The following is a 12,831-nucleotide window of genomic DNA, read 5'->3' on the forward strand; positions in this document are numbered from 1 at the left end:
CTAATTTAAAGGCTTAATCACAAAACAAGCACCATTTAAAGTGTTGTAGTTTTTATCGTTAGTTGCATAAATATCAAAATAGCATTCGTTTAAACTTTGCTTTGTTAAGTACAATCCAATTCCTCTTCCGTTTGGTCTATTAGAATAAAATAATTGGAAGATTTTTTCTAAGCGATGGTCTTCAATTTTTTGACCCGAATTCATTATTACCATTTCATCGGTTTCTTTGAAATAATCAAGTTTAATATGTTTAGTATTTGAATTTCTTATCCAATAAAGCGCATTGCTTATAATGTTGATAAATGCAGTGTGAATTACAGGTTCCTTAATGTTTATAATGTGACTTTTAAAAGCTGTTGTTTGTTCAAAATTCACTTCGCCATTACTTAACTTTGAAGTAAAGAATTTTTGAAGATAAGTAAATATGTCATTACATTTTATATCCTTAGCAACTACACCCGAAATTCTATAAAGAGGAGAAAGCAAATCGTATTTATCTTCAAGTTGTTTGAAATTTTGTTTCAAAAATTGGAATTGTTGAACATCTGTAAATAGGTTATCATTACTCAATTTATCAATTGAATGGTTAATTTTTGCATACAATTGATTGAATTCGTGATCAATGATTTCAACAGCAACGCCAAGTTGAGCCGTTTCTCTTGTTTGATCCCATTGGTATTTCATTGAATCATATTCAGCTTTGTATGCACCTTGAACTAATTCTTCATCTAAATCAAAACTTAATTTATTTAAATGTTCAATCAAAGGAAGTAACTCTTTAATTACCTGTTCTCTTAAATGTTCAAACTTATTAGATACTTTTTCTGTTTGTAGTTTTACAGAGTCTTTAGAATTGATTGAACTTATAATTTGTTCTTTATCAAGATTAAAATCTTCGATAATTCTTCTTGACCTTGTCGAATAATCTTTTAGTAAAGTATCAAATTTAGTTTTTATAATTTCTCTGTTGTCAGAAATCAATCTTTCAAGTGTACCATTATATTTTTGAAAATTTTTTACAAATTCCATTTTCAACTCTTTAACCTCCAACTTTTCCTGTACTCTAACCATCAATTGTGTACTATCTTTTTTTATAGTATCATTAAACTTGACTAATTTATTTTCAAATTTATCAAGTCTGTCTAATTGAGTATCAGTTGGCTTGTAACGTTTAGGTATTTTAGGCAAAAGATTTTTGTATTCAATATCAAGTGAATTTAATTTATCCAAAATTCCTTCAATATCAGAATATAATACATCACTTTGATTAGTTCTTTCTTCCAACTGATTTAATAAATCTTTATAATCATTTTGATACTTTTCAAAACGCTCAGAATAAGAATTTAAATCTTTTGAAAATTGAACTTTCTCGACAGTCTCTCTTTTTTTGTCTGCTTTTAAAACTTCTGATTGAGCATTTAGTAATGCTTTTTTATCAAGAAAAATAGATTGCTTAGCTTTATCTCCAAAATATTCATTCGCTAAATCTACAAAAAAAGCAATTAAATCAGATTCGAATGCCCTGTATGAAGCATTATTTATTAAACCTTCACGACTAGACTTGTCTTTTAAATTAGGGTTTTCATTTCTTGACAATCCTAAATAACCAAACATTCTACGATATGAAAAATAATATGATCCTATTCTTCTTGATCTTCGTTCTTCAAATCTTAAAAAATCAGCATTTTGCCTTCCATAAGGTAAAACTCTAAAATCATCTCGGTAAATATATAAGCCTCCATAATTCGTCACTTTCTTTTTTATTTTTGAGTATGATTCATCCTCTAATTTTGATGAGCCTTCTTCACCTTGGCTATAACCTAACTTAATTGGAACTGAACCATAATTATTCCTTATATCTTTTTTTCTTGGATTTGTATAACTATGATTTATGTATTCATCATAAATTTTGATTTTCCCATTAAAATTACCAGTTCCGTCAAAAACACCATCAATAATAATATCTGCTACTTCAAAATCTTTTTCTTCAAAAAATTTCCCTTGTGAAGTCAAAAAATCGTAATCTTGATTTTCTAATTTATAAATCGGAATAGTTGTCTTAACAGGTAGTTTTTCATCTTTAAATACATTTGTAAAACCAGAAAGACTTGAAAGAACAAACATTCTATCTTCCGTTTTATCTTCATCAGTATTGGTCAATTCTGTTATTTGATCTATAGGTTCAAAAATGATAAATTTTGTACCGCTATTTTTATTTAAATGAATTAAGTTTTCTAATAGTTTATCTTCTAAGAAATCAGGCAAATAACATTTCTCTACTGAACTTTCAATTTCAGTTTTTAAATTAGACTGAGAAGATTCCCAAATTAAATTTCCATCTACATCATTTTCCTTTTCAAAGTTTTTAAGAAAATCTTTTTTTAGTTTTTCAAATTTTGAAGGAAAATCATTTATAGAATCAATGTTTTCAACAGGAATATCTACATCATCAAGAAAAAGATTGTAGTTTTCAAGTAATCTCCAATCAAAAAATAAAGCTTGTAGAGGATAACCTTGTTTTTTAGTCAACATTAACATTGGGTTTCCTAGAAAAGCTACTGATAGTCGTCCAATACCTTTTTCACCAGCTTTTATTCTTGGTTTTTTCCAAAGTGTTTCTTCGCTCTCTTTTTCTTCAAGAGTTGCTCTACTTTTAGAATCAGTTCCAAGAACTAACCATTTTTCAAAAATATCTTTTCGCGACATTCCTTTTCCATCATCTGTCATTACAAATAATGGATTATTTAGCCCTTTATAACCAGCTAAATAAATTTCAGCAGTTAAATTATCTGCATAAGCATCATAACCATTCTTCCACAACTCTGTAATGGCTGTTGGTAAATCGGCAATTTGTCCTTTACCTAATAAATCGACTGCTCTAGCTTTGGTTCTAAATTGCATTTATATGATTATTTATTATAGCCTTCCCTATAGATTCAGCATATTTAGGAGGAACTGCATTTCCTATCATACGTGCAGTATTGGCAACACTTGTTGTTTTAAAGACGTAGTCTTTAGGAAAAGTTTGTAAAGTAGCTCCTTCTCGAATTGAAATCGCTCTATTTTCTTCAGGATGTGCAAAACGACCGTTTGAAATACTAAAGAATTTTGTTGTAATCGTTGGAGATTGCTTATGCCACCACATTCTACCATAAGTATCTTTAAAATTAGTCGTGTCATTTTTATGACAATCAGGAACTAATACTTCATTATTAGCATATACTATTCTTGAACCACCGTCTTTATGAGTTAAATTTAATCTGTCAATATTGATTTGCGCCAATCCTGCCACAGTATGATTAAATTCAGTTCCATCTTTGTTACCTGCCTCCACTTTCGGAAAACCATTGTGTTCTCCAATAACATCATAAACGGTTAGTTTTTTACCCCCATTTTTTATTGGTTCGAGTTCGGTATTGGTTATTCTATTTGCAATTAACGTAAGCCTTTTTCTATTTTGTGGTACTCCATATTCACTCACATTATGAACATCACAATGAACTTTATATCCTTGATTTTCTAGCCACATTTTGAAATCTTCAAGACCGCTTTCATCTTTTCTTCTTAGGACTCCAGGGACATTTTCAACAATTACATAACCAGGATTAAAATATTCTACAAATCTTCTAAACTCAACAAGTAAACTTTTAGACTTGCTTGATTTTGTTCTATCAGTATTTATAATACTCCAATATTGACAAGGACTACAGCCTATTAAGATAAGATTATCGTCATCTTTTTGAAGATTTAATCTTTTTTCTAGTTCAATTTCTTTGTAATCAAAAGCATTAGCGTGAATAAATTCAGCCCCTTTGATATTTTTTTCATAAGTATCTTTGCAAGTGATATCATAATCTATACCTGCTAGTATTTTTATACCCGCTTTCTGCATCCCAGAGCTCATTCCACCTCCTGAGCAGAAAAAATCAACAGCTTTTAATGCCATAAAAAACTCTTTAATATTTTAATATATTTACACAATTTGGGACTAAGATATGAAAATTTAAATTTTGTAACATTTTATTTATTTTCTAACGATATGAATTCTCCAATCAGTGATTATATTTTCATTTTTTCATTAAAAAAGATTGTTCAGACACTGTCTGAATAATTTGAGGATAAACTAAATAAAACTGTTTACAAGTATTTAACATTGTGATAAAATCATTTTACATTTTTTCCTTAAATTATGATATACAAACCTAACTAATTATAATGGTTATTCAAACCAAATTCCAAATCAGCCTACCATAAACAACTCCTTCAGCTCCTTATTACTCAAATTCCCAATCCTGTTTTCGCCTGTGGAAAAGGTCATTTCGGCTAGGTCTGCTCCCCGCAACTTTGGCCTCTATCCTATTGCCTTTAATTGTAATTTTGGTTACAGAACCATTGTTGGCATAACTTTTTCCTCTTGGTAAACGGTTATCATAATCTATGTTTGACAAAGTGTTGAGCCATTGCAAACCCCACCAAGTCTTACCGTAGGTATTGGACATTATATTTTTTATTTAAATTATTTCTCTGTTTCTATGCTTTTTTCTTTCCGCAAAAAGGACAAAAAACAAACATATTTTCTACCTGTTTTTGGCATTTTTTGCAAATGCTAAATGTATCTTTATTTCCGTACGATTCTGCCGTAACGGCTTCTTTGTACTCGTCTGGTATTTCTTTTAAAAAACGGGAAGCATTTCCTTTTTCGGTAATTAAATACAGTTGGTCTTTGGCTCGGGTTATCGCTACGTAAAACAGCCTGCGTTCTTCTTCCATCAAACTATCATGATTGGCGGGTTTGATAACTTGAAAAATACGGTCTTCCAGCCAAATATCTGGAAATCCTCCGTAACCGTCCGTCAAACCGACTATAAAAACTACTTTTGCTTCCAATCCTTTGGCTCCGTGAATGGTTTTGCCTTGTACTTTTAAATCCTCATTTCGCAAAGCAAAATAATAAGGCTTATACATTTTGCTACGGCGGTACAAAAACAAAATATCATCATTTTTGAACCCCTCATTCAATAATTGACGAACTTTTTCAACACAAAAAACAACATTTTCGTCCTGATTGTTTCCTGAATATTCCATTATTTTAAAACTGGAAACCTTGGAAGCAAAAATCTCCTTTTCTATTTTGAACTTATTGTGTTTGATGACTTCATTACTCGCACCAACTATGCTTTGTGTACTGCGGTAATTCAGGTTGAGTTTTATGGTTTTGGCTTCTTTAAAATTTTGATCAAAATTCAAGATACAATCCACATTCGATCCTCGAAATCCATAAATACTCTGCCAGTCGTCGCCTACGCAAAATAGCTGTGTTTTGTGGGTCAGCATCAGCTTAATCATTTCAACCTGCAGATTATTGACATCCTGAAACTCATCGACCAGCAAATACTGATACTGTGTTTGAAATTTTTGAAGTATATCCTTGTTGTTGCTGAATAAGGAAACCGTTCGACTGATTAAATCGTTAAAATCCAGATAAGATTTATTAGTACAATAACCCAAAAACTCTTTTACCAAAGGCATAGCAATACTATAAAAAACCCGAATTCTTTCGTGAGGATCGGTTTGTGATTTGGCATAGACTTCGTCCCAATTACTGCCCTCAACTTTGAGCATGTCACAAATTCGAATGGCTTGAAAAATAAAATCCTTAACCTCTTCCTGATATCGTCTAAATTCTTCCTGATACGACAAAACCAACTCACTCCTATAATTTTCAGACAAGCGTCCTTTGATAATTTTGTCCAAAACATGATTGAAAAGTGCCGAATCCTCTGTCATTTTCTCATAGGTTTTCACCCATAGAATATTTCCTTTGGTAAACTGCTCGGCTTTGTTTTTTGAAGGATAGCTTTTATTGGAAATGTGTTCCAAATAAATATTGGCATCTTCGATATAAAAGTCAGGTTTAAAATCGAAATCTTTAATGTTAATTTGTGGTTCGTATTGATAACCGATACTGTGCCTAAAAAGCCAATCGGCTATATATTGCTCTGATTTTGAACGCACCTTCTCGCCCCGAAGCGTCGTGTATATTTTCCCATCTGGATACAGATTAATGTTCTGAAATTTTTCGGTATGAATTTTATCAACCACATAATCCAACAGATATTTTTTGAGTTTCAAAAGATATTCGGTGTTTTCACATTGCCTGATGAGCAGTTTATGAAAAACTTCGAAACTTGTTTCTAGAGCCGAAAAAACCTGCATCGGATCATCATCCTTTTTCTTGTCTTCGGATATAATTTTGAACTTATTATCAAATTCCTTTACCCCATAATTTTGCATAATTTTATAACACAAACTATGAAAGGTACGAATGGTTAGATTTTCAATCCATTTGTACTTTTTGATATGAATAAGCCGTTGACGGTTTTTTTCGTCAAATTGCAGTTTCTTGTCAAAGATTATTTTTTCATACTCCCCCGATTGATCCGCTTCTATAATCAAGCGGTCTATCATTTCGTTGGCTGCATTTTTGGTAAACGTAATAGCTAAAATTTCGGAGGGTTGTACTTTTTTTTCGGTAATTAAATACTTTATTTTCTGCAATAAAGTTTTGGTTTTGCCCGACCCCGCTCCTGCCAAAACCAAGATGCGTTTCTCTTCGGCTTTTACAGCTTCTATTTGGCGGTCGTTAAGGGTTTCGAAAGGCATTTATTGTTGCTTATAAATAATTTCTAAAACTAAACTTTTAATAATTCCTTCAAAACAGTCTCACTTGGTAAAACAGTCTTGTATTTACTGGCAAAAATCTGTTCATTGTTTTCGGGCAAAGTATATTTTACCACTGCTTCACTCTTATTTTGGCAAAGCACAATTCCAATCGTTTTGTTCTCATCTTCCAGACGCATTTCTCTGTCATAATAGTTGACATACATCTGCATCTGACCTAAATCCTGATGTTTTAATTCCCCTATTTTTAAATCAATCAGAACAAAAGATTTTAATATTCGGTTATAAAAAACCAAATCAATTCTGAAATGTTTATCGTCAAATGTAATTCTTTGCTGTCTTCCCACGAAAGTAAAACCGTGTCCCAATTCCAATAAGAAATGTTCCAGCTTATTAATGATTTCTTCCTCTAGTTGCGATTCCGAATACTGATGCAATTCAGGCAATCCAAGAAATTCTAGAATATATGGATCTTTGATAACATCTTTTGGTTTCTCAATAATCTGACCTTGCTCTGAAAGTTTTAATATTCCTTCCTTATCTCTGCTTAAAGCCAATCTTGTGTAAAGAGCTGTATTATATTGACGCTTTAATTCTCTAAGGCTCCATCTATACTTTATCGCTTCAATTTCATAAAATTTTCTTTCTTTTGAATCGTCGATATTTATAAGAAATAAATAATGTGACCAAGTCAATATAAAATTCAAAGAGAGTTTTGATAATTCTACATGATCTTGATTTTTAGAAATACTAGACACTGTCTCGTATTTTTGATTGACGTCTTTAGAAATACTAGACACTGTCTCGGAAATTGAATAGACCAAATATAGTTTCCTCATATTCTGCAAATTATCTACAGAAAATCCCTTCCCAAACTCCTTTGTCAACTGTTCAGAAAGCCCCTTTAAAAGCTGTTTTCCATATTCAGCTCTGTCTTTTCCGTTTTGTTCTTCTTCAACAATGATTCTTCCAATTTCAAAATAGGTATATACCATTGTTGAATTTACGGTACGCAAAACCTGCTGTCGGGCATTTTGCAATAACTCGGCAACTTGCTTAAATATGACTTTATTTTGTAGATCGTTAGCCAATAATTATGTTGTTAATTTTTTAAGCTTCCTCAATCACATCCAATTCCACTTTCAGGTTTTTGATAATAAAATCCTGTCTGTCCGGCGTGTTTTTACCCATGTAGAACGATAACAGCTGCTCTATCGAAGTATGTTTGTCCATCATAACCGGATCAAGGCGAATGGTGTCTCCAATGAAATTCTTGAACTCATCGGGCGAAATCTCTCCCAAACCTTTAAATCGGGTGATTTCAGGTTTTGGTTTTAATTTTTCGATAGCCTCTACACGTTCTTCTTCTGAATAACAATATATCGTTTCTTTCTTGTTACGAACCCTGAAAAGCGGTGTCTGCAAAATATACAAATGCCCCTCCTTGATTAATTCAGGGAAAAACTGAAGGAAAAAAGTAATCAGCAATAAACGGATGTGCATTCCATCGACATCGGCATCGGTTGCAATTACGATATTATTGTAACGGAGTTTTTCGAGTCCGTCCTCAATATCAAGCGCGGCCTGCAATAAATTGAACTCTTCGTTTTCATACACAATTTTTTTGCTCATCCCGTATGAATTCAAAGGCTTACCTCGCAAACTAAACACCGCCTGCGTATTCACGTCACGTGATTTGGTAATCGATCCGGAAGCCGAATCCCCCTCGGTAATAAAAAGCGTACTCTCCAAGTTTCTCGGATTTTTGGTATCCGGAAGATGCGCACGGCAATCCCTTAATTTTTTATTGTGAAGATTAGCTTTTTTGGCACGGTCAGTAGCCAGTTTTCTAATTCCTGATAATTCTTTCCGCTCACGTTCGGCCTGCAGAATTTTACGCAATAACGCTTCGGCTGTTGGTGGATTTTTATGTAAATAATTATCTAATTTGGTTTTGATAAAATCATTTACGAAAGTACGGACAGAAACCGCTGGTGTTCCATCATCAGAACCCATATCGGTAGAACCCAATTTGGTTTTGGTCTGCGACTCAAAAACCGGTTCCATTACCTTGATGCTAATGGCACTCACGATCGATTTACGGACATCCGAAGCTTCAAAGTTTTTATTGTAAAACTCACGGATCGTTTTTACAATCGCTTCTCTGTAAGCTGCTAAATGCGTTCCTCCCTGCGTAGTATTCTGACCGTTTACAAAAGAATGATATTCTTCGCTGTATTGTGTCTTACTGTGCGTCAGTGCAACCTCAATATCGTGTTCTTTAAGGTGAATAATTGGATATTCCAAATCTTCTTGATTGATGGTTTCTTCCAGCAAATCGCGAAGACCATTCTCTGAATAATATTTTTCGCCATTAAAAATAATCGTCAAACCATTGTTCAGGTAACAATAGTTTTTGACCATTTTGATGACATATTCCAAGCGGAATTTGTAATTTTTGAAAATTGTTTCGTCTGGCGTAAAAGTAACTTTAGTCCCTTTTCGCTTCGTAGTTTCAATAATATCCTCTTCCGAAACTAAATTCCCAGCCGAAAATTCAGCTGCTTTTTGTTTATCTTCACGAACAGATTCTACACGGAAATAATTCGAAAGTGCATTCACGGCTTTTGTTCCCACACCATTCAGACCAACCGATTTCTGGAAAGCCTTGGAATCGTACTTACCACCCGTATTCATTTTCGAAACAACATCAACAACTTTTCCCAGCGGAATACCGCGGCCATAATCGCGAACCGAAACCGTTTTGTCCCTGATTGTTACCTCAATTGTTTTTCCAGATCCCATCACAAACTCATCGATACAGTTGTCGAGAACTTCTTTTAATAAAATATAAATACCATCATCCGGCGAAGAGCCGTCACCAAGTTTTCCAATGTACATCCCGGGACGCATACGGATATGTTCTTTCCAATCGAGAGAACGGATATTATCTTCGGTGTATTGATTTTGATCTGACATTTTGAAATTTGTGGATTTTAGGCTAATGTAGTGTAATTTGATAAAATTAAAAAATGTGCCATATCAAACTTATTAAGAATGATATTGACACTTAATTATAACACTGAAAAACAAATATATTAGAGTTTTTTTTGAAAACTAAATATTATTAATAATATCCAGCAGCTGTCTGTTCAATTCTTCATTTGAGATTTTACCTTTTTCAGTATCAAAATTATCATTGAAGCTTGGCAATGAGAAAACTGCTTTTATATCGGCGTTGAAGCGTGGAAAGTTGTTTTTGGCAATTTCCAAAACACTTGCTCCGCCTCTTGCTCCTGGTGATGTCGCCATTAATAACATAGGTTTATCCTGAAATAATTTTGGATTTATTCTCGAACACCAATCAACCGTATTTTTGAATGCTGCACTATAATTACCATTATTTTCTGCTAAAGAAACAACTAAGAAATCTGCTGTTGCAATTTTTTCTAAAAAAGCTTTGGCCAATACATGCTGACCAATAACAGCCTCTTTATCTACACTGAATAAAGGCATTTCGTAATCGTTTAAATCCAAAACTTCCACTTGGGCATTTTCAAATAAACCAGCTGCATAAACAGCTAATTTTTTATTGATTGATTTTTTGCTTGGGCTTCCGGCAAATGCAATGATTTTCATAGTGATTTATTTTTTAATTATTTTTCACTTTTTTATATTCTATGGTTTCTCCAAAGTTTTTTAAATTCAAAACCCGTTTAAATTCATTTCTTGAAGGCTTTAAAATAAATAAAATCGAATCGATCATAGTTGATTTTATTTTGGTCAGCGAATCCATTCTTTTTAAATCTTCTTCCGAATAAATGTATTTTATTTTAAGGATATTCTTCTCCAAACTAACAGCTTTTATTTTCCAATAAACGGAATCTTTGTAATTAAGAACCAATTCTCCATTTATTCGTTTTGCTTTTTGTTTATCCGAAAAAACAAAAAATGTATCAATCTGCTTGTTTGAAAACTCGATTGAGTCGCCAATATACCTGTAATCATAAACCTCATCATTTAATTTAGAAACGTACTGGTTACCTTTTAAATCAAAAATCATTTTTATAGAATCCATTTCTTTTTTATGAAACCGATACTTGTAATAACTTTCCGTTAGAATAATATTTTCTTTAACATTGATGTAAGTCGAATCTGAACTCATAAAAAGCCCCCTAAATTTATTTGGAATTTTAGACAGTTCTGAATCATTTATTGGCTGCGGTTTTTCAAAACGTATTGCAAAACCTACTTCCTCTGCAGGTTCGTCTCCTCTTTTACACGAAACAATAAACAGTAATCCAACAATTAAAAAGTATTTTTTCATTTTATACCGCTATAAAAATTTAAAGCGAATTTACGTATAAAAATCATTAAATCAATTCAAATAATTTAGATCGAAAACCAGATCAATTCATAAAAAAAACCTACAAAATTACTCTTGCAGGTTTCTATCTATTTTCTTTATTCTATTCTCTATTTTCTAAAGACTATACATTGAATCTAAAATGCATTACATCACCATCTTTTACGATATATTCTTTTCCTTCAACTTTGAATTTACCGGCTTCTTTAGCTTTAGCTTCCGAACCGTATTGAACGTAATCATCGTATGAAATCACTTCGGCGCGGATAAATCCTTTTTCGAAATCCGTATGAATGACTCCTGCTGCTTGCGGAGCAGTCGCTCCAATATTGATGGTCCAGGCACGAACTTCTTTTACTCCAGCTGTAAAATAGGTCTGCTGTTTCAATAACTTGTAAGCTGCACGGATCAAAACTGATGCCCCAGGCTCAGTCAATCCCATATCTTCCAAGAAAACCTGACGTTCTTCGTAGCTTTCTAATTCAGTAATATCAGCCTCTGCTCCTACCGAAAGGATAATTACTTCAGCTTCTTCATCTTTCACTAATTCACGAACTTGATCTACATACTTATTTCCTGAAACTGCCGAATTTTCATCAACATTACAAACATACAAAACTGGTTTTGCAGTAATCAGCTGAAAACTTTCGAGAAGAACCTCTTCCTCATTACTTTGAGGGGTAATAACTCTCGCTGATTTTGCCTGTAACAGAGCCTCTCTGATTCGATCCAAAAGTGCTTTTTCAGTCTGTGCTTCTTTATTTCCTGTTTTGGCAGCACGGTTTACTTTTTCCAAACGTTTTTCAACCGTTTCTAAGTCTTTTAACTGCAATTCAATATCAATAGTTTCTTTGTCACGGATAGGGTTTACATTTCCGTCTACGTGCACAATATTATCATTGTCAAAACAGCGCAAAACGTGGATAATAGCATTACATTCTCTAATGTTTCCAAGAAATTGATTTCCTAAACCTTCCCCTTTGCTGGCTCCTTTTACCAGTCCTGCAATATCTACAATATCTACAGTGGCCATTTGCACACGTTCTGGTTTAACCAGTTCTTCCAGTTTATTAATTCTTGGATCTGGAACGTTTACAACTCCAATATTAGGTTCAATAGTACAAAACGGAAAGTTGGCACTCTGCGCTTTTGCATTGGATAGACAATTAAATAATGTTGATTTTCCAACATTTGGTAACCCTACAATTCCTGCTTTCATAATATGTTTGTTTACAAATAACAGCAAGCTGTCATTTATTTTGTGATATTCATTTTTAAAAGTGTGCAAATATAGGATTTAAAAAATGCTTGCTAAACAATTTTTTCAAGATTAATATTTCATCATTCATTCATGTATTTTTCTTAACATTTTTAAGTGTTTATGTTAAAATATAATTATATTTATACCATAATTAACCAATAACCAACTTATTAGATTATCAAATGGATGAAAATGTAGCCAATTATGGAAGTTTTGAAAATCAGATTACAGCCGCAACAGATACTTACAGCACCAAAATGGTAACCGATTTGACTTTAGGCTTTATGCTGTCAAAATCTCTCAAGTTAAGTATTGGGGGTAATAATATTTTCAATATTTACCCTGACCAGCAAGATGACTGGGTTGAGGCCGGTGGTTATTGGGATGCTGTCCAAATGGGCTTTAATGGTGCATATTATTACACCCGTTTAGCCTTTACCTTCTAAAAAAATCATAAAAATAAAGGGCTATCGTAAGGCAGTCCTTTATTTTTTTTTAATTTTATACGAGCAATACAACTACC

The 12,831-nt window shown here is 32.8% G+C and carries 9 protein-coding genes and 1 pseudogene; 1 reads left to right on the plus strand and 9 read right to left on the minus strand.

Translation table 11 applies throughout. The annotated features are described in order from the left end of the window. The 9 genes from ABEG11_RS04805 to ychF form a co-directional block, all read right to left on the minus strand. Nucleotides 1-2,901: an ATP-binding protein gene (locus ABEG11_RS04805; protein WP_348823065.1), complete on the minus strand. Its 2,901-nt coding sequence runs from the start codon at nt 2,899-2,901 to the stop codon at nt 1-3. After that, nucleotides 2,891-3,946 carry a DNA cytosine methyltransferase gene (locus ABEG11_RS04810; protein ID WP_348823066.1) on the minus strand — a complete coding sequence of 352 codons (1,056 nt, stop codon included), beginning with the start codon at nt 3,944-3,946 and terminating at the stop codon, nt 2,891-2,893. The genes ABEG11_RS04805 and ABEG11_RS04810 overlap by 11 nt, the downstream gene beginning before the upstream one ends. A 328-nt stretch (nt 3,947-4,274) precedes the next feature. Further along, on the minus strand, nt 4,275-4,499 hold the full coding sequence (locus ABEG11_RS04815) for a hypothetical protein (RefSeq protein ID WP_348823067.1): 225 nt from the start codon (nt 4,497-4,499) through the stop codon (nt 4,275-4,277). A gap of 31 nt (nt 4,500-4,530) precedes the next feature. Beyond that, entirely contained in the window at nt 4,531-6,663 is a 2,133-nt protein-coding gene (locus ABEG11_RS04820; protein WP_348823068.1) for a UvrD-helicase domain-containing protein, read from the minus strand. Nucleotides 6,664-6,692: 29 nt separating this feature from the next. Further along, entirely contained in the window at nt 6,693-7,772 is a 1,080-nt protein-coding gene (locus ABEG11_RS04825) for a PDDEXK nuclease domain-containing protein (protein ID WP_348823069.1), read from the minus strand. A 19-nt stretch (nt 7,773-7,791) separates the two neighbouring features. After that, nucleotides 7,792-9,660, minus strand: a complete 1,869-nt coding sequence (locus tag ABEG11_RS04830; protein WP_348823070.1) for a DNA topoisomerase IV subunit B — start codon at nt 9,658-9,660, stop codon at nt 7,792-7,794. 138 nt (nt 9,661-9,798) lie between these two features. Further along, nucleotides 9,799-10,320 carry an NADPH-dependent FMN reductase gene (locus tag ABEG11_RS04835; RefSeq protein WP_348823071.1) on the minus strand — a complete coding sequence of 174 codons (522 nt, stop codon included), beginning with the start codon at nt 10,318-10,320 and terminating at the stop codon, nt 9,799-9,801. A gap of 13 nt (nt 10,321-10,333) precedes the next feature. Then, on the minus strand, nt 10,334-11,008 hold the full coding sequence (locus tag ABEG11_RS04840) for a hypothetical protein (protein WP_348823072.1): 675 nt from the start codon (nt 11,006-11,008) through the stop codon (nt 10,334-10,336). Between the two features lie 163 nt (nt 11,009-11,171). Next, nucleotides 11,172-12,266 carry a redox-regulated ATPase YchF gene (gene ychF / locus ABEG11_RS04845; protein WP_194639365.1) on the minus strand — a complete coding sequence of 365 codons (1,095 nt, stop codon included), beginning with the start codon at nt 12,264-12,266 and terminating at the stop codon, nt 11,172-11,174. 296 nt (nt 12,267-12,562) lie between these two features. Between ychF and ABEG11_RS04850 the strand changes: the two are divergent. Then, nucleotides 12,563-12,754 (plus strand): annotated as a pseudogene (locus tag ABEG11_RS04850) (hypothetical protein); the annotation flags it as partial. Between the last annotated feature and the right edge of the window lie 77 nt (nt 12,755-12,831).

The organism is Flavobacterium aestuarii, from assembly GCF_040049115.1.
In the GTDB taxonomy this organism is placed as follows: Bacteria; Bacteroidota; Bacteroidia; order Flavobacteriales; family Flavobacteriaceae; genus Flavobacterium; species Flavobacterium aestuarii.